General features: G+C 40.4%; 22 protein-coding genes. 12 read left to right on the top strand and 10 right to left on the bottom strand.

Annotated features, from left to right (window positions below):
- Window position 1: 1 nt before the first annotated feature.
- Both ACXZ1K_RS07650 and ACXZ1K_RS07645 read right to left on the bottom strand, forming a co-directional pair.
- Window positions 2-1033, bottom strand: coding sequence for an SRPBCC family protein (locus ACXZ1K_RS07650; RefSeq protein WP_458972787.1), 1032 nt, complete (start codon window positions 1031-1033; stop codon window positions 2-4).
- A gap of 170 nt (window positions 1034-1203) precedes the next feature.
- The gene (locus ACXZ1K_RS07645; RefSeq protein ID WP_458972786.1) at window positions 1204-1821 is read right to left on the bottom strand and encodes a hypothetical protein; all 618 of its coding nucleotides are present in this window, start codon (window positions 1819-1821) and stop codon (window positions 1204-1206) included.
- 110 nt (window positions 1822-1931) lie between these two features.
- On the opposite strand from ACXZ1K_RS07645, the gene ACXZ1K_RS07640 reads away from it, so the two are divergent.
- The gene (locus ACXZ1K_RS07640; RefSeq protein ID WP_458972785.1) at window positions 1932-2456 is read left to right on the top strand and encodes a hypothetical protein; all 525 of its coding nucleotides are present in this window, start codon (window positions 1932-1934) and stop codon (window positions 2454-2456) included.
- Window positions 2457-2506: 50 nt separating this feature from the next.
- The gene (locus tag ACXZ1K_RS07635) at window positions 2507-3760 is read left to right on the top strand and encodes a hypothetical protein (RefSeq protein WP_458972784.1); all 1254 of its coding nucleotides are present in this window, start codon (window positions 2507-2509) and stop codon (window positions 3758-3760) included.
- Window positions 3761-3782: 22 nt separating this feature from the next.
- On the opposite strand, the gene ACXZ1K_RS07630 is transcribed toward ACXZ1K_RS07635, so the two are convergent.
- From ACXZ1K_RS07630 to ACXZ1K_RS07620, 3 genes are all read right to left on the bottom strand, one after another.
- Entirely contained in the window at window positions 3783-4712 is a 930-nt protein-coding gene (locus ACXZ1K_RS07630; protein WP_458972783.1) for a hypothetical protein, read from the bottom strand.
- A 3-nt stretch (window positions 4713-4715) separates the two neighbouring features.
- Window positions 4716-5276: a hypothetical protein gene (locus tag ACXZ1K_RS07625; RefSeq protein WP_458972782.1), complete on the bottom strand. Its 561-nt coding sequence runs from the start codon at window positions 5274-5276 to the stop codon at window positions 4716-4718.
- Between the two features lie 213 nt (window positions 5277-5489).
- Complete coding sequence (locus ACXZ1K_RS07620) at window positions 5490-6515, bottom strand: tetratricopeptide repeat protein (RefSeq protein ID WP_458972781.1); 1026 nt, start codon at window positions 6513-6515, stop codon at window positions 5490-5492.
- 91 nt (window positions 6516-6606) lie between these two features.
- Between ACXZ1K_RS07620 and ACXZ1K_RS07615 the strand changes: the two genes are divergently transcribed.
- On the top strand, window positions 6607-7122 hold the full coding sequence (locus ACXZ1K_RS07615) for a hypothetical protein (RefSeq protein WP_458972780.1): 516 nt from the start codon (window positions 6607-6609) through the stop codon (window positions 7120-7122).
- Here the strand turns inward: ACXZ1K_RS07615 and ACXZ1K_RS07610 are convergent.
- Genes ACXZ1K_RS07610 through ACXZ1K_RS07600 form a run of 3 tightly spaced genes read right to left on the bottom strand, consistent with a single transcriptional unit; the run spans window position 7117 to window position 9509 of the window.
- Entirely contained in the window at window positions 7117-7920 is an 804-nt protein-coding gene (locus tag ACXZ1K_RS07610) for a hypothetical protein (RefSeq protein WP_458972779.1), read from the bottom strand. The two genes, ACXZ1K_RS07615 and ACXZ1K_RS07610, sit on opposite strands and share 6 nt — an antisense overlap.
- A gap of 4 nt (window positions 7921-7924) precedes the next feature.
- Window positions 7925-8599, bottom strand: a complete 675-nt coding sequence (locus ACXZ1K_RS07605; RefSeq protein ID WP_458972778.1) for a hypothetical protein — start codon at window positions 8597-8599, stop codon at window positions 7925-7927.
- Window positions 8600-8639: 40 nt separating this feature from the next.
- Complete coding sequence (locus ACXZ1K_RS07600) at window positions 8640-9509, bottom strand: AraC family transcriptional regulator (protein ID WP_458972777.1); 870 nt, start codon at window positions 9507-9509, stop codon at window positions 8640-8642.
- Between the two features lie 144 nt (window positions 9510-9653).
- Between ACXZ1K_RS07600 and ACXZ1K_RS07595 the strand changes: the two genes are divergently transcribed.
- The 5 genes from ACXZ1K_RS07595 to ACXZ1K_RS07575 all read left to right on the top strand — a co-directional run bounded on the left by ACXZ1K_RS07595 (window position 9654) and on the right by ACXZ1K_RS07575 (window position 16831).
- Window positions 9654-12590, top strand: a complete 2937-nt coding sequence (locus ACXZ1K_RS07595) for a PVC-type heme-binding CxxCH protein (protein ID WP_458972776.1) — start codon at window positions 9654-9656, stop codon at window positions 12588-12590.
- A gap of 27 nt (window positions 12591-12617) precedes the next feature.
- Entirely contained in the window at window positions 12618-14135 is a 1518-nt protein-coding gene (locus ACXZ1K_RS07590) for an MFS transporter (RefSeq protein WP_458972775.1), read from the top strand.
- Between the two features lies 1 nt (window position 14136).
- On the top strand, window positions 14137-14997 hold the full coding sequence (locus ACXZ1K_RS07585) for a sugar phosphate isomerase/epimerase family protein (RefSeq protein WP_458972774.1): 861 nt from the start codon (window positions 14137-14139) through the stop codon (window positions 14995-14997).
- A 30-nt stretch (window positions 14998-15027) separates the two neighbouring features.
- Entirely contained in the window at window positions 15028-16140 is a 1113-nt protein-coding gene (locus ACXZ1K_RS07580; protein ID WP_458972773.1) for a Gfo/Idh/MocA family oxidoreductase, read from the top strand.
- A gap of 70 nt (window positions 16141-16210) precedes the next feature.
- Window positions 16211-16831, top strand: coding sequence for a DUF4142 domain-containing protein (locus ACXZ1K_RS07575; RefSeq protein ID WP_458972772.1), 621 nt, complete (start codon window positions 16211-16213; stop codon window positions 16829-16831).
- A gap of 38 nt (window positions 16832-16869) precedes the next feature.
- Here the strand turns inward: ACXZ1K_RS07575 and ACXZ1K_RS07570 are convergent, their stop codons facing one another.
- The gene (locus ACXZ1K_RS07570) at window positions 16870-17286 is read right to left on the bottom strand and encodes a TlpA family protein disulfide reductase (RefSeq protein ID WP_458972771.1); all 417 of its coding nucleotides are present in this window, start codon (window positions 17284-17286) and stop codon (window positions 16870-16872) included.
- A gap of 150 nt (window positions 17287-17436) precedes the next feature.
- Entirely contained in the window at window positions 17437-18870 is a 1434-nt protein-coding gene (locus ACXZ1K_RS07565) for an SDR family oxidoreductase (RefSeq protein WP_458972770.1), read from the bottom strand.
- 100 nt (window positions 18871-18970) lie between these two features.
- On the opposite strand from ACXZ1K_RS07565, the gene ACXZ1K_RS07560 reads away from it, so the two are divergent.
- From ACXZ1K_RS07560 to ACXZ1K_RS07545, 4 genes are all read left to right on the top strand, one after another.
- Window positions 18971-20179, top strand: coding sequence for an MFS transporter (locus tag ACXZ1K_RS07560; RefSeq protein ID WP_458972769.1), 1209 nt, complete (start codon window positions 18971-18973; stop codon window positions 20177-20179).
- 43 nt (window positions 20180-20222) lie between these two features.
- Complete coding sequence (locus ACXZ1K_RS07555; protein ID WP_458972768.1) at window positions 20223-20474, top strand: hypothetical protein; 252 nt, start codon at window positions 20223-20225, stop codon at window positions 20472-20474.
- A 375-nt stretch (window positions 20475-20849) separates the two neighbouring features.
- Complete coding sequence (locus ACXZ1K_RS07550; RefSeq protein ID WP_458972767.1) at window positions 20850-21455, top strand: FMN-binding negative transcriptional regulator; 606 nt, start codon at window positions 20850-20852, stop codon at window positions 21453-21455.
- Between the two features lie 81 nt (window positions 21456-21536).
- Window positions 21537-22964 (top strand): DUF4419 domain-containing protein, encoded by a 1428-nt coding sequence (locus tag ACXZ1K_RS07545; protein WP_458972766.1) that lies wholly within the window; start codon window positions 21537-21539, stop codon window positions 22962-22964.
- Window positions 22965-22995 lie beyond the last annotated feature (31 nt).

Below are 22995 nucleotides of genomic sequence, written 5' to 3'. Positions count from 1 at the left end.
ATTATTCAACGTTAAAAGGCTTCCCTTTCCCTTCGTTGATATATGGTAAAAGACTGCCTGCAATGTACTCGTTCCAGCCACTACTACAATCTTTGAAGCATTCCAGTTTTGGCTGAAGCCCTAGGTGGGTGAAAGTGAGTTTGGTTTTGCCATTTTCCGTTGTAATTTCGAAGACATTCTTGGTGCCGTTCCACTCCTGCTGGTCTTTAATAAAAGTGAGTTTGCTATCGGTAACTAGCCACACCATACGCTTAAATGGCACATATTCAACGATTTTATGTTTTGAGTAATGTATATCTGCAAATTTAACTTCAAACTCATCACCAAGCGCTGTGGCGGATCCTTTTACCCCGGTATTCCACCACTTACCAATTTCGCCAATGGCGTTAAATACTGTAGCTGGAGATTTATCGATATAAAAAGTTGCTGTATAATTGGCCTTTCCCTCATCTTTTAGCTTCTCAGCATTTTCGATAGCCGTTTGATAAGGATTTGGGTTGCCTTTTCCTTTCTCAATCAAGTCTTTCAAACTACCACGCACATAGTTGCCCCAGGCATCTGAACAGATGTTATAACATTCGTAAGAAGGTACCAGGCCGATATGTGTAAAAACAAGTTCTGTCTGATCGCCTTTTTTTGATATTTCAAAGCTGATTTTAGTATTCTTCCACTCCGACTGGTCTTTAATAAAATTGAAATAATTGTTTTCTACCAGCCATACCACTTTTTTGTTGGGCACAAACTCTATAATTTTCATTTTACTGATGTGGACATCTTGATAGTGATAGTCGAACACTTCGTTTAACGCATCTGTACGGCCCTCGATTTGTTCTGACCACCAGCCCCGTACATTGTTTACTGCGTTAAATACTTGTTCTGGCGATTGCGCCACTAAAAAAGAAGTTGTGTAATCTTGCGCTTTCATATTTTTTACCGTTTTTGAGTTTGCCTGTGCTGTGGTGTGTGGCTGAGCTTTTAAACTTGAAGAAGCAAAGGCGACAAGCACACCCAGATAAAGACCAATAGTTTTCATACCGTAAAGCTAGGACAGGATTGTCATTTAAGGGATGTGCAATATGGACATTATAACGGGGCGATTTGGACAAAGCTATTTAAGATCATCCAGTCAGAAAACCGCATAACTTTAACGATGATCTGATCCAAATATTGAAGGGGTAGCATCAGCTATAGTTTAAGCGTTCGTTAACTCTTCGGTGTACCCAACGTCCACTTCCTTAATAAATCTGCAAATCTTGGTTTGTAGTCTTCTGGCAGCAGTCCTTCGAAACCCAGATAATTAAATGCTGAAACCCTTACTTTCCAATTTTGGTGATACAGATTGCTGCGCAGTTTAACGACTAATAACGATTTATCCCTGATCAACGGATTACTGCAATAATAAGTGAGATTTTCGATGGCAGCTATTTTTATGGCCAAGATTTCAGAATCCAGTTCGGGTAATAAAACATCTACCACTTTCTGTCCGAATTGCTTATTCTCTAACTCAATGTAAGCAAAGGCACTTATAACTGAAAGGTAATATTTTGGCTTTTTTGCTTTCTTAGCTTCGGATACCAGGGTTTCCAGTAGTGTTATGAAAAACCCTTCCCACTGCTCGAGATCTTTTGCCAATGCTTGGATTACAAAATCTAAGGGCATGATATTCCGATCAAACCAGAATTCTTTCAAATCAGCTTGAAATTGATCTGGATTTTCATTTGCGTAACTACGCAGTTCTTCCAAAATGTATTGCTGGGCATTCTCTTTGAGTTTATAATAGTTCTTGAAATGACTACCGAACTGATCTAATAATTGGTTCATAAAGATGATTGGAGCTGATAAATTGAAAAGAGCGATTTAGATTTGGCAAAGCTTTAAATATAGAAATTAAATTTAATGCTATATCTTAGAAATGAATCCAGAACAAAAACATGACTAGCGCCTATCCCAATGACTTTGTAATTAAGCCCCGTACATTCTACACTGCAGCAATGATCTATGTGACACTGTTTGGTTTAGCATTTGGTCCTTTTGTCTACTACCTGTCGAGAGCGTTGCATTACCCTATATGGTTACAAGTAATGTTGTATCTCATGGCTTTGATTTCTTTATATGAGGGCTTATCTACACTCCTGAAACCAATTTCCTTATCGTATCACGATGAGCAGTTCAGGGCAGGGTACCTGATTTCCAGTTATACATTTAAGATAAATGAAATTTCAGGATACCGCTCTATTGCTTATACTACAAAATTTGGAATTAGAAATGGTGTTGTCTTGTACATGAAGAATAAAAGAGTTACTGAACTTAACGAGGTATTGATGAATGGTGAAATATCTATTCTAAAAAATATTTTTGAAGAAAATAACATTCCCCGGTACGGTAAAGACAACATCATTTTATGGGTTACCAGATTCCCACGAAGGTATCAAACGTTTGTTGAAACTGTTGTGTAACATGCAATTGCTTAAAACGTCTTATATCAACGTAACCTAATATTGCCCTTATGAACAAAACGCTTTCTGCAATCGGCTTCAGGTTTTTATTTCTGCTCTGTATCCTATTCATTTTATTGAATAACAATGGCAGCTTCACATTTCTATATCCATTTTTTAGCTATAGTAACGCTATACAGAATGCACTGATAAGCTGGTTTGGAAATAATATTCTCCACTTGCCACAAGCAATAGACACCCAGGTAAATGGAAGTGGAGATACTACAGCCGGTTATGTGCTCTTGCTAATTATTTTATTGGGCTCAATTATTGGAACTGCAATTTGGACAGTTATAGACTGGAAACGAACAGCTTATCCGAAACTTCAATACTGGCTTATCGTGATCATCCGATTTTACGTTGGTTTCATGTTAGTGCATTATGGGCTGGCGAAATTAAATGACGGACAATTCCCTGGACCCTCAGCCAGTGGAATGGACCACACTTATGGTAGCTCCTCACCTATGGGTTTGGCATGGCGTTTTTTGGGTTATTCTGAGGGCTATAAAACGTTCATGTTTGTGGCAGAAATGATGGGAATATTGTTGTTTTTTAGAAGGACGACAACAATAGGGGCGATCTTATGTTTAATGACCTGCCTTAATATTATGGCCATCAACTACTTTTTTGATGTGCCTGTAAAAATACTATCAACGGCATTGGTATTCTTTTGCTTCGTGATCCTATCCCCTAATTTGGGCCGTCTGTTTAAGTTATTTTTTATGGGCGAGGCGATACAGCTCAACCCATTAAGTCCACCGTCTTTTAAACATAAATGGAAAGCAACAACACTTATTATATTAAAGTACCTGGCTATTGCCAGCTGTGCTGTCGTTCCAATTCTTGGCACCGCTTACATGGCAGTTACAAAAAAAGCTGACCCTAAGGAAACTATTTATGGTGCGTATCAAATCAGATCAATCAATTGGCCTGCTGGATCGCCTCCCTCGGATAGTACGTTTTTAAGCCATAAGTGGTATAGAGTAATTTTTGACAGCTACGACCGTGCTTTTATTAAGTTTGGTGAGGAGGAATTGATTTACTGCAAGGCTCAAATTGAAACCGACAAGAAGACATTGAAGCTTTCTTTTAACGATGAGCCTGGGGTGAGGTACACGTTAACTTACTGGTCGCCAGTACCAGGTGTATTGGAATTAAAAGGTGAACTTTTCGGAAAAATTGTAATCATCAATCTTCAAAAAATAGATCAGGAATTAACCAAGCAAGGCTTTAGATGGATCAATGAACATCCATATAACAGGTAGCGATTTCAAATTTGAACTTTGATTAGCGCTGTGCTGCAATCAGGGACAGGTTTTTGAACTGGATGCCTGCATTGAATGTGCCCGGGATTTCCCATCCTACATTTGTACTTTCAATGGCCAAGTCTGCTAATTCTGTACTTTTCAAATACCCATTAGCTTTGGCGGTGTTGAAGGCCTTAATCAGTAATGGGTAAATGTCTTTTTTAATATCAACCCATTTGCTTTGATGCAAACTACCAGCAAACAAAGTGGTACTGGCTACGTTGAGAATAAATTTCTTTGTTGCGTCTTCTTTACCCAAATCCTGGGCAGCGTATTCTTCCAGAATTGGATGCCGGGAATCATAAAGTGGTAAGCCGAACCAAAAATAATCGCCCAGTCCGGAAGATGATTTGTTTACATTTTGCACCAACAGGTATAAGGTAACCTGTGCAGCATGTAGGCCGGCGTTGTAACTTGGTCCTGTAAGATTATTAGCATACATCAATCTGGCACTAATGGTGTAATCCAGTCTTTTCATTTGATCTAAGCGCATTTGATTTGTTCGCTGTTCCAATAACAGGTGTGGCCATGCTTCATTTGCAACTCTTGGCTCAATATACTCGTTGCCTCCAAATATTTCGAGGCCGACAAGGGTTGTATTTCCAGACCTTAGAAAACTTACTTTTTTACCTTGATTGGCGTAAATGACTGTGTCTTTCTCTACCCTTGGTTGAACTCCCTTCAAGTTGTAACGCGTCGCCCATTGTGGCATTTTCCATGTCAATTCGCGTTTAGTTTTGCCAAACGGGTATAGGGTATCAATAACATCTGGATGCGCAGAACTTTCGCCAATGAGACCAATACCATTTTGAAACCTGGTATCGCTGATGATCTCTATTTGCTTTGACTTGTTTTGAGCGCTAACTGAAGTTGTTATTGCGCATAGCATAAAATAAAACAGGTGTTTCATAAACTAATTTAACACTCCTGAATCTACAACCAGCTGTGCATAAGTTCCCAGCATAGTGAGTGTCCAAACCAGACCACCCAGAGCAAGAATAATGATTTCTGTTGCAGATAACTTTTGATCAATTATAACCCTAACCTCCGACGATTGGGACAACAAAAAATTAAAGGCCTTAAGCGGCTGAATTAGAAAAAATCCACTCAACAACCATATAAAAAATATTGGTGGCCCTATTGTTCCACAAAACATTGTAAAAAAGTATCCAATAAATGAAAAGATTGGCCAAAAAGTTCCCTGGTAACCTTTTAACCTGGCGAATCTAAGTATCTTATAACAAAATGGAGCAAAATAAAATAGACCAAACACTACTCGTATAGCCGCATTTTTTCGGGAACCATCGCGTTGAATAAAGAATCGCCATGCTTTGTAAGTCCACCATATGGAGTAAAACCCAAAGCTGCATATATGAAGCATGAAAAATTTATGAACACCAATTATGTATTGCGTATCGGAATCAATATCAAAATAAGTTAGCTCAGTTTCTGCTATTTGGTTTTCTTGAGTCATGAGAACGGTAATTGAGACAAAATCATAATGCTGAATAATGAATTACGGATGAGTAGACTTTGATACAGGCTTCCTTAAATTAAGCTGGCCTTTGGGCCTGGTGTTCTTTATGATGCATACAATGATTACCAGAATAAGGGTGATGACAACTAAAACATATTTGAATTTGAGCATTTGATAAGTACTGATTATTTACCGCTCAAATTTAAGGTTTTAATTGACGTTTCTAGGGTGTTGCTTTTCCCATTCCCCAAGGCCAATTAATAACTTTTGATTATCAGAAATCCACTTGTTATTTGCATCCCGGTTGGCGGTGAAGTTTATGATGTGTGCAAAAAGCGGCATGTACTCAGATTTAGAGAGCTCATAAAAGTAATCTGCGTAGAAAGTCCAAAAGAAATCTTTGTCTTTTCTCTTTTTAGACAACTCGCCTGTTGTGCCAAAGATCATTTTTAACCTTTGCTCCAAAACCTCAACTTCTGTGATTCCCGGTATCTGGCTTGGCAAACTCGAAGACAAGGTGATTGACATGTTAATGGCGCTTAGATCGGTGTCCTTTGATGGCGTTATGGTAAGGGTGGCATCTTTCCCATCTTTAGCAACTCCTTTATCTAGAATTGCTTTGATATCTTTATATACTGCTACAGAACGATCGGTTGCTGGCTCAAGCATCAGAAAGTTACAATAGGCAAGTAGCGAATAAATGGCCAGTGAAGGATCTGCTTTAGTGATGTCACCAAATAACCTGTGACTGCTTGCATGTGTTGGATCTAGCTTCAATGCGGTTGTTAGGTAGGTCATTGCGTCTTTATCTTTGCCTTGACGGCCATATGTTACTGCCAGGTTATAGTAGATACGCTGATATTTGGGATTGGCTTTTATACCAAGCTGAAAATATTCTACAGCTTTATCAGCTTGTTTCTGATCATCATAAATACTACCAAGCATGTCGTACGCTGCTACCTGTACGTTGGTTTTTTGCTTAACTACCTCATTTAAATAAGGGATGGCTTCTTTTCCGGCATTGGTACTGAATAAAGTAAAGGCAATTTCATAGTTGGCACTTGGATGACTGGGTTCTAATTTTAAAGCCTCTTTATATTTAGCGATTGCTTCTGGATATTTACCGGCATCATGTAATTTAATGCCTTCCTCAACCAGTAAGTTGACAGGAGATTTTTCTTGAGCGATGACAGCAGTTGAAATAAAAAATAATAAGATAAGCGCTAATTGTTTCATGGTTAATTATTTGGTTAGCTAAAAATAACAAAAAATCCAGATAGCTGTAGCAATTTATTGAAGGCATTCGTTTACTTATAAAACAAACACTATGAATCTGGCTAAACTAACCCTACTTTTGTTCTTACTGTCAGCCGCATTTATGAGCTGCAAGAAAGATGGTATCGAACACAAAAGTGATCTTAAAACAAGCGCAAAGACCTTTGAACGCTTCAAAGCAAGCAGCAATAATTCCTACATATACGTCCTGACAACATCATCCTGGACAGGCTATTCATCAGAGTCAACAGTTACCATCAAGAACGGAGCTGTATTATCAAGGGCTTATGTGTTAAAAAACATAGATGATAAAACCCACCTACTGGTTGTTGTTGAGCAATGGCTGGAAGATAAAGACCATCCGAATCCTAAAAACTGGCCGGCAGCATTAACACTAGATCAGATTTATGAGAAGGCTAAAACGGAATGGCTGGTAAAACAGAAAAATACCGACTATTATTTGGAAACAAAAAATGATGGTATGATCTCTACTTGCGGTTATGTAGAAAGAAATTGTGCCGACGATTGCTTTGTAGGTGTCAAGATATCTTCTATAACTAAGCTATAGCGCAATTCTTCTCCTAGCTTCTTTAGCGTAGCGAGAATCTTTTAGTTTAGGATCCAGTTGTGCTAACGCCTTGGCAAAATAGGCTTTTTCTTGTTTGAGATTGGGTGCGGTAGCAATGAGGTAAGCACTTACGGCGGAAGCTTTATGTGTATCTATAAAGCGCTTTATAGTTTTAAATCTTTCCTTTTCGTAAAAATTTTTCTCCAGGCCTTGATACTCACTCATGGCTTTGCCATAATTCACATCATCATTTTTCGCCAAAAAACCCTTCACCAAAACATCAAGGCTGTCCAATTTTTTCTGGTAAGCCAGCGTTACTACAGCCTGCATTGACTGCATCAGATGAAGATCTTTTGTATAGACCGACTCTGTAACGACGGCCAATGGAAAGGGCTTTGGGTTAGCAGTGGTTGGGGCGTAAACCGTAGTATAATCCTTAACCGGGCAAGACAGCTCATAGTCGCTTCCGGATTCTAAGTACAGATACAAATTGGAACGTAAGGAATCTGGGGTAGACAGAAAGCTGCCATTTTTGATTTTTGTAGCTGCAAAATTGGGATCAGGCCAGGTAACAAGCAGGTCATAGACCCCTTCATCCAAGCCCTCTACATTGAGTTTCCATTGGTTATCTTTTATGGGCGTTCCAGCAATTTGGTGATAATGATCATCTGGCCAAAGCGTTACCATTGCTCCATCTGGCAAGTTGAATGCTCCTTTAATTGTATAGCTGCCCTCCTGTTTACATCCCTGTGCCAGCAATAGACACAGCACAATAATTCCACTGAAATAATGTTTCATTAACTTAATTTATCTTTTTAAATAGTTGCTGCTTCTGATCGCCTTGCAACAGCAATTTATCTTTTGTGCGATTGACAATTTGATAGGTCGTAATCCCGGCAGGCTTATATCGATTCTTGGTTTGCATTTTCATGTTCACTTTTAAGTCGCTAATTTTTCGGGTTAGTCGATTAATAGGAATGGTTACTGTTTCAAAAGCTACTACTGCAATACTAATGGCCTTGGCCGGTGTAGCATTGTAAACCAAAGCTGTTACATTACCCTCACTGTCGGTTTGCATTCCGGATATCGGTCTTCCCACACTATCGGTAAATGTTACTGTTGCTGCATTAGGCACAGAATCTGCGAGGACCTTAATCGTTACCACACCTGAATATTCATTGCTAAATTTATCAGCAGCAGTCAATTGATAGGAAGAAGAATCCTTATTTAGCGCTTTAATATACTGAAGGACAAGCTGATTGTTAATGATGGTAAAAGTACCCTCTCCGAACAAGTTGTAGCCATCTTTGGTGGACTGTTCTTTGAATGAGCTGCCTTTGAAGATAAACTTAGTAACCGAAACTTTATCGTCAAAAACATAGGTTCCGCTGAGCGTTTGGGACTTGCCTGAAAAAGCAATTAACAACAGCACGGTTAACAAGTAAAAAGAAAGGGTATGTGACTTATTTGGTTGCATTTCGCACACAAGATAATGATAGTTCGCAAAATTCAGACATTTACAGTTTCATAAACTCCTGTTTATACGCCGATGGCTTTTTAAACATCACTTCTTTAAATTGCCTGTTAAAATTAGAGAGGGTATTGAACCCGCATTCGTAGCTGATGGTTGAAATGGGAAGATCGGTTTCGGTAAGTAGTTTGCAAGCATGTTTTACTCTCAATTCTGCTATAAACCTGGAAAATGTTTTGTTGTTACGAACCGTAAAATACCTACTGAAAGAGGTTGGTGTCATAAATAGCATCGCTGCCAAATCCGGAAGCACGATCTTTTTACGGAAGTTTTGTAATGAATATTCATAAACTTTATTCATCCGATCGGTCTCGTTTTTATTAAATGGACCAGCATATGCAGTATGGGAGATGTATTGATAATCTTTGGCCTTTGACAAAGCAAGCAGTATGCTAAGGAGTTGAATAACGCTCTCCAGCCCGGATAGCTGTAGTAGGTCTTTCATCATTTTGATGACCCTTTCCTTTTCTTTGCCAAAGAACTCCAGGCCCCTTGCCCCACGCTTGAAAAGCTTCTTGAGCACCACCATTTCTTCTTTTTGCATCATATCATCTCCCAGAAAATTCTCGTTAAGATAAATGACCAGGCCTTGTATGTTAAGCGGACTGTCTTTCTTAAAGTATGCCTCATCACTGCGCCAGAGGTGCGGCAGGTCTGAACCGGTAAAAACAAGTTCGCCCGGGTGGAATGCCTTGATGCTGTCACCAATAAATCTGGTACCAGTTCCCTTTAGCACTACAAAAAGCTGGTACTCGGAATGAGAATGCCATACCGGATCAAAATGCTTATCATCTAACTCCTTAACCAGGAACATCTGTGTTTGTGGAATCTGCGATTTGTGAACGGCAACTTTCATGAACTTTATAATTGCATTTAACAGCCTAAATTAACCAAAATAAATGACAGAATACAGTCGGTATTTGATAAAAAAGTAAAAGGTTTTATGACCTGAATTGTAGAGCTTAGATATCATTAAATTCTAACCAAATTATCCCTGAATATGAAAAAGTACATGGCCATTGTTGTCATTATTTTTGCAGCCGCTATAAATTTTAGAGGAAGCTTTTATGCAGACAATAAACCGCGCCGATTGGAAATATTATTGCTTGGACACAAAAGCGAGCATCACAATTCTGAAAAATTTGCAGAAATTGTTTCGCAGGATTTTTTCAAGAACGGCATCAACATATCATATACAACTGATCCTAACGATTTAAATACCGGTAACCTTGCCAAGTATGATGGGCTAATGATCTATTCCAATCACGATACCATTACCGCCCCACAAGAAAAAGCTTTACTGGATTATGTGAAAAGTGGAAAAGCATTTATTCCTGTTCATTGTGCTTCCTTTTGTTTTCAGAATTCTCCTGAATACATCAATATGGTGGGCGGACAATTTAAGGAACACAAGACAGATACCTTTATTGAAACGATAGTGGATGCAAAACACCCGATAATGAAGGGTTTATCACCCTTTACTACCTGGGATGAAACATATGTACACGATAAGCTTGCCAAAGACATTCATGTGCTTACCGAACGTGGAGAGGGCAACCACCATGAACCCTATACCTGGGTAAAAAATTACGGCAAAGGCAAGGTATTTTACACCGCCTACGGACATGATGAACGCACGTGGAAAAACCCTGGCTTTTTAAAACTGCTGCAAAATGGATTACTCTGGGCTGTGAACGATGCTGCAAAAAAAGACTGGGACAAGCTTGCCAAACCAGCCCCTGCTTATACTGATGCGAAATTACCAAACTATGAAAAAAGAGAAGGTGGTTTTCAATTACAGGCAGCGCTGAGTCCGCAAGAATCTCAGTTGTTAACTCAAGTTCCGGTAGATTTCAAGATGCAGTTATTTGCCTCAGAGCCGGATATTGAAAAACCAATTGCCATGGCATGGGACGAACGGGGCAGGCTTTGGATTGTAGAGACCATAGACTATCCGAATACAGTTAGAGATGTTAAGGGTGAAGGTTTAGACAGGATAAAAATATGCGAGGATACAGATGGTGATGGTAAGGCGGATAAGTTTACGATTTTTGCCGATAAGTTTAATATCCCTACCAGTATCGTATTTGCTAATGGAGGAGTGATCATTGCCCAGGCGCCGGACTTTATTTTTTTGAAAGATACTGACGGTGATGATAAAGCGGACATCAGGGAAAAAATAATAACCGGCTGGGGTACGTTTGATACCCATGCCGGTCCGTCCAACCTTAAATACGGTATGGATAACCAGATTTGGGGTACTGTAGGTTATTCTGGTTTTGTAGGAAAAGTAGAGGGGCAGGATTTGAAATTTAGCCAGGGCGTTTATCATTTTGATGTAAGCGGCAAAAACCTGGAATACCTTGGTGGAACCAGCAACAATACCTGGGGGCTGGGCTTTTCTGAAAATAATGATGTTTTCCTATCTACCGCCAACAACACCCATAGTGCATTTTTGGGAATACCCAGCACTGCATTGGCAAAGATTGGACAGCCTGTTAATAAGGCAATTGACAAAATAGATGGGCATTACGCAATGCATGTGGTCACCAAAAATCTGCGGCAGGTAGACGTTTTTAACGGTTTTACCGCAGCAGCCGGACATAGTCTTTACACCGCAAGAAATTTCCCAAAGCGCTACTGGAACAGAATTGCCTTTGTAAATGAACCGACTGGCAGGGTGGTACACCAGGCCATACTGGAACCCAAGGGATCGGGATTCGTGGAACAGGACGGCTGGAATTTAGTATCCAGCTCGGATGAATGGTTTGGGCCAGTACAAACTGAAGTTGGCCCGGACGGAGCAGTCTGGGTACTGGACTGGTATAATTTTATTATTCAGCACAACCCTACCCCTCCCGGTTTTGAAAACGGGAAAGGAAATGCCTACATCAACCCTTTGCGCGACAGGACACACGGTCGTATTTACAAAATCGTATACAACAATGCAATTCCTGCCAAGATCAAATCGCTGGATAAAAAAGATCCGAAATCACTAATCAGCGGATTACAAAGTGACAATATGTTTTGGAGGACGACTGCGCAGCGTTTGATTGTAGAATCTGGAAATAAGGCAATAGCACCTGAATTATATAAGTTAATAAAAGATAAAAAAGTAGATGAACTGGGGATTAATCCGGCAGCAATACATGCACTTTGGGCATTGCAGGGCTTGGGCATGTATGTAAACCCGGAAGCGTTTAATGTTGCATTTGAAGCATTATCGCACCCCTCGGCGGGCGTTAGAAAGGCTGCTTTACAAGTACTACCAGACAACTCTGCATCATTAGCTGCCATTCAAAAGGCAGGCTTGTTAAACGACCCTAATCTAAATACCAGATTGGCTGCCATATTGAGGATTGCTGAATTGCCACCTTCCCCATCCCTTAAGGATGAGTTGCTTGCAGCAGAGAAAAACCCACAAAATAGTGGTGACAGGTGGATAAAAGATGCCTTAAAAATAGCGATTGCCAGGCATGTGGATTCGGCCGCGAACCCAGGAGCAGTGGCGCCAAAAAGCAACGACGTAAAGACAACTGCGAAGACTGAATCCAAGCCAGACCAAACCATCAGGATTACTCCGATAGTTAATGCGATGAAGTTTGCAACAAAAACCTTCACCGTTAAAGCAGGCAGTACGATAGAGATTGTGTTTGCAAATATTGACTTCATGCAACACAACTTGTTGATTTTGCAGAAAGGCAGTATGGAAAAAGTGGGTGCTGCCGCAGATAAGATGGCGCAAGATCCAAAAGGTGCAGAAAAACAATACATACCACAAATGCCTGAAGTATTATTCCATACACCTTTGGTGAATCCGGAAGAATCCTTTAAATTGAGGTTTAAAGTACCGGCTTCAGTTGGGAACTATCCCTTCATTTGTTCATTTCCAGGGCACTGGAGAATTATGAACGGGGTAATGAAAGTAATTAAATAACCAAAGTATAAACCTAAACAACTTAACATGTCAGAATCAAAAGTTGATATGAAACTCTTTTATGCCTGTTTCATATCATTGGTAACTACAGCCTTTGGCTTCATTCTTCGTGCATTGATATTGCCGCAATGGGGCGTTGACTTTAACCTTACCCAAACACAGCTTGGAGAAATTGCAGGTGTAGGCTTGTGGCCTTTTGCCATTAGTATTGTGCTATTTAGTTTAGTGATTGACAAAATAGGTTATAAGACAGCAATGATATTTGCAGTAGTATGTCATATTGCATCCGCTTTCCTAACCATTTTTGCTACGGGGTATTGGATGCTTTACATCGGTTCTTTTATTGTAGCCATTGGAAACGGGACCGTTGAAGCGGTTGCCAATCCTGTTGTAGCGACTATGTTCCCTAAACAAAAAATCAAATGGTTAAGTATCCTGCACGCAGGATGGGCAGGTGGACTTGTGCTTGGAGGCATAATGGCGCTAATGCTGGGGGTAGATACCCGCTGGGAATACAAGATTGCACTAATTCTTATCCCTACCCTGATCTATGGAGTGATGAGCCTGGGCCGCAAGTTTCCGCTTAATGAACGTGTACAGGCAGGCGTAACTTATAAAGAAATGCTGCAGGAAGTTGGTGCAGGTGGTGCGCTGATCATTGTGGCGCTGATCATTTTTCAATTGGGTGCCGTTTTTGGATGGTCTACAACCACCAATGTATTGATCACGCTTTTGATAACCGGAGGATTTGGTTTCTATACCCGCAGCTTCGGTCGACCGTTATTCATCATCTTGTTATTAGTGATGATTCCGCTGGCAACGACAGAATTGGGCACAGACAGTTGGATTACCGACTTAATGGCGCCTGAGATGACGAAGATCGGTTTGCAGGCCGGATGGGTTTTGGTTTACACATCGGCCATCATGTTTGTATTGCGTTTCTTTGCCGGGCCATTAACCCATAAAGTTTCGTCTCTGGGTTTGCTGGCGCTATGTTCAGGTATTGCGGTAATTGGCTTATACATGTTATCGGCCTCAACCGGGATTATGATCCTTGTGGCCGCAACGATCTATGGCCTGGCGAAATCATTTTTCTGGCCTACGATGTTGGGGCTGGTCTCAGAGCAGTTCCCTAAAGGCGGGGCACTGACCCTTAACATTACCGGCGGACTAGGAATGATAGCTGCAGGAGTAATTGGTGCAGGCATTTTGGGTTTTATCCAAGATAAATCAGTAGATCAAAAGATTGCGAAGTACGATATCACCAATAATACGGCGATACACAGCACGTATGTAACAGAACAGAAAACCAGTCTGTTTGGCGAATATAAGGCTTTAGATCAAGAAAAACTTGCGAGTGCGACACCTGCAGATCAAACTACTGTTACCAATATTAGGGACGGGGCTAAAAAAGAAGCACTTAGTTATATTGTGATTTTTCCACTGATCATGCTGGTCAGCTACCTTTTATTGATGCTCTATTTCAAAACCAAGGGCGGTTATAAAGTGGTGATGCTGGAGCACCGAACATCCTTAGAGGAGTAATATGGCAGCTGAAATAACATTTGGGGTGAGTACATGGCTATGGACCTCCCCTTTCCAGACTGCCAACATAGAAGAATTGTTTGCTAAAATAGCGGCGATGGGATTTGATGCAGTAGAAATTGCGGTAGAGGATCCTGATCTGATTGATGGCGAAGCGGTAAAAGCCGGGCTTGTAAAGTACGGACTAAAAGCAGTGATCTGCGGAGCATTCGGACCTACGCGCGATTTGACGCACGAAGATCCTGCAGTGCATCAGCAATGCTTTAAGTACATTGAAGCTTGCCTGGACTTTTGTGTGCTTTGGGATATACCCTTCTTTGCAGGGCCCATGTATTCTGCAGTAGGAAAAGCAAGGATGGTGAGTGCTGAGCAACGGAAAAAAGAATGGCAGCTGGCAGTTTCCAACCTAAGAATAGTCTGCAATATGGCTGATAAAAGAGGAATAAAACTTGCGATAGAACCGTTGAACCGGTTTGAATCTGACTTGGTGAACACGGCAGAAGATGTACTTAGGCTGGTTAAAGATATTGGCCATCCTGCTGCAGGAATAGTGCTCGATGGATTTCACATGAATATCGAAGAGCGAGATATTGCGGCAGCAATTAAGCTTTGCGGCAAAAAACTATTGCATGTTCAGGTCTCGGAAAACTACAGGGGATCTCCAGGTACAGGACAAACCCGCTGGGACGCCTACAGGGAGGGATTGAATGCCATTGATTACAAAGGAATTGTAGCCATTGAAAGCTTCACACCGGAGAACAAGGAATTGGCGGCCGCAGTTTGCATCTGGAAACCATTTGCGGACAGTCAGGATGACTTTGCATCAGAAGGCTTACATTTCTTACAATCAAATTTCAAATAAAATAACTTTTAGAAAAATCTATTGATATTTATGGAGCAAAAAAAGATAAACATTGCGATAACAGGGCTTGGTTTTGGAGCAGAATTCATTCCAATTTACCAACGCCACCCCAATGCAAATATGTATGCGATATGCCAGAGAGATGCAGAAAAGCTAAATGCAATTGGCGATGCATTTGGGATTGAAAGGCGTTATACAGACTATGATGAATTGTTAAAGGACCCAGGCGTAGATGCCGTTCACATCAACACACCGATACAAAATCATGCTGAGCAATCTATAAAAGCACTGAGAGCCGGCAAGCACGTGGCATGTACAGTACCTATGGCAACTAGCGTGGAAGAATGCAGGCAAATTGTAGAAGCGGTGAAAGAGACCGGTCTGACCTATATGATGATGGAGACGGTAATTTATAGCAGGGAATTTTTATTTGTGAAAGAACTTTATGAAAGTGGCGAAATGGGTAAACTACAATTCCTGAGGGCTTCCCATCAGCAGGAAATGGCCGGTTGGCCTGGATACTGGGAGGGTTTGCCGCCAATGCATTATGCTACGCACTGTGTTGGTCCGGTGCTGGCGCTGGCAAAAGCGGATGCGGAATACGTATCCTGTTTTGGGAGTGGTACGATCGACGCCCCATTAATTGAAAAATATGGTTCGCCATTTGCCGTTGAAAGTTGCCACATCAAATTTAAAGACTCAGACTTATCAGCAGAAGTGACCAGATCACTCTTCAACACCGCCCGTCAATACCGGGAAAGTTTTGATGTATATGGTTCTAAAAAGACATTTGAATGGACGCTGATCGAACATGATGCATCCGTAATCCATACAGGTGAAACCCCGGAGAAAGTGACGATACCGGATTATGCACACTTATTGCCAGAAGAGATTCAGGACTTTACAACTGGTGGTGTTTATGATGCAGATAGCAACCAGCACCTTTCGTTTATACAAGGATCTGGTCATGGTGGTTCACACCCTCATTTAGTACACGAATTCCTTTCCGCATTGGTTAACAAAAGAGAACCGTTTCCAAATGCAAGACAATCGGCCAATATTACCTGCGTAGGCATACTTGCGCACGAGTCTGCTATGGATGGGGGCAAAAAGATTGAGCTACCAGCATTTACGTTAGAATAAGTAGTTAAAAATAAGATTGATAAAAACTTTTGGAATAGATTTCTGGTTAGTAAACTAAAAATCTATTCCTATGAAAAATCTATTTAACCTATTTTTAGTGATGCTGACCGCAGTAGTATTTACGGCATGCTCCAGCACGAAAGAGACCGGCGGATCTGATGTTGATTCTACAGCGAATGTAAATGATGCTGGAACCGATACCACCAACCGGAACTTAAACACACCTGCAGGGCCAACGGCATTAACTTCAGGAAATTCGCAAATTACGGCACCTGACACAACCAATGCCATCCAGTTTATACAGGAAGCTGGTGCAGCAGGAATGAAGGAGGTTGAACTTGGAAAACTTGCCGAGCAGAAAGCGACAAACCAAGGCGTGAAAGCCTACGGCACGATGATGGTAGGCGACCACACGAAAGCTAACGAAGAATTAAAAACCCTTGCTGCTAAAAGAAATGTGACCTTGGGTAAAAGTGAAGAAACGACTACAGCTGCAGCTAGCTTGAATAAGTTAAGCGGTACTGAATTCGATAAAGCTTATTTGAAGACAATGATTGATGACCATACAAAAGCGATTGATCTTTTTGAGATGGCAACAAAATCTTCGGATGCGGAGATCAAAGCCTATGCGACGAAATACTTGCCCACATTAAAAACACATCTTAAACAAGTAACAGCGTTAAATAATTAATATGTACCATCGAAAGGCTGAGTGAACACTCGGCCTTTTTATTTAGTTAGCAAATCCTTAATGGTTTTCAATACGATTGCTTCACCGGGTCTTTTTGCATCCTCGCTTACCACATCACCATCTTGATCAAACAACATGTATCTGGGAATTCCTTTGATATTGTATTTTTGAAGTAACGCGGAAGATTGTAGTGCTGTTAGCAGGTAATTGTCTCCCTCAATATGTTTAGATGAAATTAATTTCTTCCATCTTTTCTCGTCATAAGAATTAACGCATAGGTATACGAATACCACGTCTTCTCCTGCTAATTTTTCTCTTAATTTCCGGGAGTTTGGCATTTCAAATAAACAAGGAAGGCACCATGTGGCCCACACATCTACATAAACTACTTTGCCTTTATGTTTTTGCAAAATGCCAGCCAGAGGATCTTTCTCACCGATTTCCTGAGCAACCAAATTATTTGAAAAAAATAATAACAGTGATAAAACTAACAATACATTGTAATGCCGTAAATATTTTGAGACTCTATTTGAATAGCTGTTGTTCATAAAAAACTTGTGGAATAAAGTTATAGGCTTTATTCTTTAAAACAAGTTTTGAAAGACTTAAATCACTTCAGCGTTGATGATTTTATTCATCATTCCTTTAAAAATAAAGGCATGAAAAGGAAGAACGGCGTACCAGTATAGTCGGCCCGAGATGCCTACAGGTCTGAAAGTGGCAGTTTGGTGAAAGACATTTTGATCATCTATTCTAAACTCCAGCCATGCTTCCCCAGGAAGCTTCATTTCTGCATAGAGCAATAAGCGGCGCTCCTTTTTATCTGCCAGGATTACCCGCCAAAAATCTATAACGCTGCCAGGAAACAGCTGATTAATGCTGGTACGGCCACGCTGCAAGCCTACACCGCCAAATAATTTATCCAAAAAACCACGTAAGCTCCACAGCCAGTCGGCATAGTACCACCCTTTCTCACCACCTATAGACCAGATATTCTCTAGTGTTTTATCTACATCTTTAACTTTAGCTGTTCTTTTGTCTTTAAAACACCCCTCTTCTGGTACTTGTACAAGATTTGAAAGGCCTTTCCCATAAACATCAGTATTCATGGCGTCGCGCCAGCTGGAAATAACCTGGTTTTGTTCGATCTTGCCAAAAGCCAATTTAATGGCTTCCTCGTAGGTAAGCGGCTGTATGTTTAGCTTTTCGGGTAAGTCGTTTGGTTCTGCAACAACATCTACTTTCATACTTTCTACCAGGTTGCTGGCGAGAGAATAGGAAGTTGAGGTCACAAAATAGAGCCAATATGAAGAGAGTTTGGGAGTCATGACCGGAACCACAAATATTTTACGTTTCAGCTTTCTGGCTTTTGCGAAACGCATGAGCATTTCTTTATAGGTGAGTACTTCGGGCCCGCCGATATCATATGCTTTGTTGAACGCGAATTCCTTTAACCTTACCCCATCCAAAAACTTGAGTACATCTCGGATTGCTATTGGCTGGCATTTGGTATTCAGCCATTTTGGTGCGATCATGACCGGTAGTTTCTCTACTAAATCACGAATGATTTCAAAACTAGCGCTACCTGAGCCCACAATGATTCCCGCTTTTAAAGTGGTCAGGGCATATTTATCTGACTTCAATGTTTCATCGACATGCTGCCTGGAACTCAAATGCTTTGAAAGTTCCTTGCTGTTCACAATACCACTAAGAAAAATAACCTGTTTAACTTGAGTTTCTGATAGCCTGGATTTAAAGTTTTCGGCAGTTTGTTTTTCTAATTTGGAGAAGTCTTTTGCGCCGCCCGACATGGAATGCAACAGGTAATAGGCGACATCTATATCATCAGGAATCCGGTCCAAAGTGGATTTTTCAAGAAAATCAACCTCAATGAGGTCCAGTTGATAGTCTTTATATTTTTCCTGATCAAACCGTTGCTTTTCCCTTACACAACATGTTACATGATGTCCGTGTTCAAGCAACACCGGGAGTAACCGTTGTGCAATGTAACCTGTAGCGCCTGTTAGCAGAATTTTCATCCCTTGTTTTATAGTACAACAGTAAAATTGCATTTTTGATTTAGCAATTACCTCCGCCTGATAACGAATGTATTAACTTTGGGAATTAATCATTTCAAATTTGATCTTTACCAAACCACTCAAAAAAGAAAACCAGGGAATTGCTACCCTACTCGCTTTTGCATTAATACCCTTGTCTGGCTTTGCTACGGATGTTTACATTCCTTCGCTTCCCAGCATGGCCGTAAAGCTTCATGTTAGCGAAATACAAGTTCAAATGACGCTTACCTTGTTCCTGATAAGTTACGGCCTGGCGCAGTTGTTTGTTGGCAGTTTGCTCGACAGTTTCGGGCGGTACCGCATTAACCTGATCAGCCTGATTATATTTGCCTTGGCAAGTGTAGTGGTAGCGAACACCGGAAATATCTATCTGATCTATGCCATGAGGATAATTCATGGGATTACGGTTGGGGCTATTGTAGTTTCTAAAAGGGCATATTTTGTAGACGTTTTTAGCGGAGATCAGCTAAAGAACTACCTGAGTATGTTTTCTGTGATATGGGCAACCGCTCCTATAATTGCACCATTTGCAGGAGGTTATTTACAAACCTATTTTGGTTGGCAATCTAATTTCTATTTCCTGACTGCGTTTGCAGCGGTTATACTTATTCTCGAATTAATTTTTAGTGGCGAAACCATCAAACAAAAGATGGCGTTTAACCTAAAGACAATTGGCTCAGTCTATGCTGGAATGATCAAGACAGCTAGTTTTACACTTGGAATAGTGATGTTAGGCCTTTCCTATGCGATGGTAATGATCTATAACATGACGGGACCTTTTATTATAGAACATCAGTTGGGACTTAGCCCGGTAGTTGCAGGTTATAGTTCGTTAATATTGGGAGTTGCAGTGATGTTGGGCGGACTTACCGGAAAGCTGACCATTGACAGGCCATTTAACAAAAAACTCATGATCAATTTATGGCTTCAGCTTGGATTTGGAATCATCATGTTAATCAGCTCTGCATATGTTTCTACACTATATAGTATGATCTGTTTTGCCTTTATGATCCACGCGACATCTGGTTATACTTTCAACAGCTTTTTTACCTTTTGTTTAAGCCGGTTTCCGAAAAATGCAGGTATTGCCGGAGGTTTAACCGGGGGAATTAATTATGTAATTGTATCACTACTAAGCTATAGCATCATTTATTTTATTCCTGCAAAAGATGAAGCTAATCTAAGTTACAGTTACCTGGTACTTATTGTTCTTTCTATCGCTGTGATGCTTTTAATCATTAAGCTGATGAAGCGTTCCAAATTAGCCTAAACTAAACTTCAGCTGTCTTGTTCTATTAATAAACTTAAGCGTTATGAATACTGAGAAAGACGAAAACCAGCAAGAGGCAGACAATGAATTGATCTTATCGGCAGAGCAAGATCCTTCAACCCCGGAGAAACCAATTAATGAGGAAGTTGCAGGTGGATATAATTCTGCGGAAGACACAGGTAATACAGCGGACGACCTGGAGTTAGAATTGAGCGATGATGCAGAAACTGATTTGGATGAAGCAGATCTAGAACTGCTAAATGGACAGGACATGGACGAAGATGAGACCATGTAACGGCATTGATGATAAATGAAATGTTGGAAAATAGTGTATAGAAAGTTGCCTGCCGAGGCTATGGCGCTTTACCCGTTTATGCTGTTTAAGAATGAAAACTTACTCAATAACAAAAGGGTTGTAAGGCACGAAACGATACACTTCAAGCAGCAGGTAGAATTGCTGCTTGTTTTCTTTTACCTAATTTATATCTTGCATTACTTTTTCAATTTAATTAAATTGAAAAATCATCATCAGGCTTATCTGAACATATGTTTTGAAAAGGAAGCCTATGAAAATGACACAGACCCAAACTATTTAAACAGCAGAAAAGCTTATTCATGGCTGAGAAATAATTAATTTGGTCATTTTTGATCTAAATACTGAACTTTAAGAATGTACCAGCCTCCATACTTTACTAAAGAAAATCATCAGGAAGTTCTAGACTTCATGCATAAAAACCCTTTCGTTACTCTTATTGGCTTTGATGGCATTTTCCCTGTAGCCACCCAGGTTCCAGTACAGATTGATGTGAGAGAAAATATAGTTTATCTAATTGGCCACATGATGACCAAGACGGATCATTTTGAAGCATATTCCAGGTACACAAATGTAATGGCCATGTTTCAAGGTGCGCATACTTATGTTAGCGCATCAGTTTACAAAGACCCGGCATCTGCATCCACATGGAATTACATGACCGTGCAAGCCAAAGGCAAAATAAGGATGTTTACGCCCGAAGAAACATACCAGGTGATTAAAAATCTAACAAACCAATATGAAGATCCAGCTAGTAGTCCGGCTGCCTTTCACAAAATGAGCGAGGACTATATTCAAAGAAACCTGAAAGCAATAACAGGCTTTGAATTGAAAGTTACCGATCTGAAGCATGTTTTTAAATTGAGCCAAAACCATCCGCAGGAAAATCGTGATGCGATTATTAAAGATCTAAAGGAAAGAGCAGATCCGATGTCTGCAGAAGTAGCTAAGAATATGAATTAGTGATTATTTTTATCTAACTTTATAATGAGCGGCAACTACCTGTTAGTCATCCGCTAACATCGTCTAACCAAATAACACCTCATGAAAAAATCACTCTTTTTCATTTTCAGCTTACTAGCTATTCCTTTAGCGATGCAAGCACAAAAAGGCATTACATTTAAAGTGGAGGAGTTAGAAAAACCCAAAGAATTGCTTAAATTAAGTAGCTATAAGGAAATTTACAACGACCTAATTCTAAATCAAATTGAATATCCTATAAGAAAGAAGGCGCAGGAAGATAAGGTAGACTTATATAAAATTATTGCTCAAAGTAAAGGGCCGGAGCAACTGGTTAATTTCGGTGATCACGCATTCTTTACCGGAATGTATCAGGCTTATGCCAACCATAGGCCCTTTGTTTTATCGCCAGATATGGTATGGCTATTAATTGAACAGGGATTTGCGAGGCACGTAAATAACAATGCGGAAAAACTACGCAAGTATTTTGTAAGCCATGAAGGTAAAGCCAGCTTAGTGCTAAATAGTCAGAGCATCCGACTAGATGACCCGAACGCGCCATGGGAAACAGATGTTTTCCCTGCCTTCGCAAACCAGGTTGCTGCGGCTGCAGGAGCTGATTTAACAACTGCAATGACAGCAGATTTCAGTACAACGACAGCCACAAGCCAGGCCACATCACAAATTACATTAATGGAGGCCGTTAAGCCTTTTTTTGATTATGTAATGGTGTACATTTCTTGCGGAATACCTGAAATTACCATAGAAGGGACACCGGCCGACTGGCAAAAAGTTTTAGATAAGGCTAACTACCTTAAAAAATATGAGTTGGGATGGTGGATTGACGAAATCAACCCAGTACTTAAAGAATTTCTAAATGCCTCAAACGGAAAAGTTGACAAAGATTTTTGGCGCAACATGTTTAAGTACCATTCCATTAAACAATATGGTGCAAAAGAATTGATAGATGGCTGGATTGTGAAGTTTTATCCATACTATGAAAATGGAAGAAGAAGTGATTTTAAAGGGTTTACCAGTTCACGTTCGTTACCTAGTGAGATGGTAAAAGTTGACGTTTCCTACAACGATGTAAGCCCTAGCGGCCAAACCATTACCACACCGTTGGAAATATGGGCTGGATTTACAGGACTCACACAGGATGAAAATACTTTTGCCTTGAAGCCTCAGATAGGTTGGATGGTTAGAAAAAAAGATCCAATGCTTTATCCAAATGTTGCGGAACAACTTAAAGAAAATGACGGAGCTTTCGGAGGAATTCACATTAGGGTAAACACTATTCCTGCGGAAATATTGGGGCTTACAAAAATAAAGACCTTAAGCCTGGACTTTATGGGAGATATTTTAATCCCTGAAGAAATGGGCAAAATTGATATTGGAACACTAAATCTAAAGGGTACAATAACACAAGACGAAGCCAGGCGCATTGTAAACTTATTACCCAAAACATTGGTTTTTATCAACGATGTAAAATTTTCGCCTGTTGGAAAATAAAAAGGCGCCTCTTTGCAGAAGCGCCTTCCAT

It is taken from the genome of Pedobacter jaeyakensis (genome assembly GCF_054461315.1).
The sequence above is the reverse complement of the archived record's forward strand: the minus strand, read 5'-3'. Positions and strand labels throughout refer to the sequence as shown.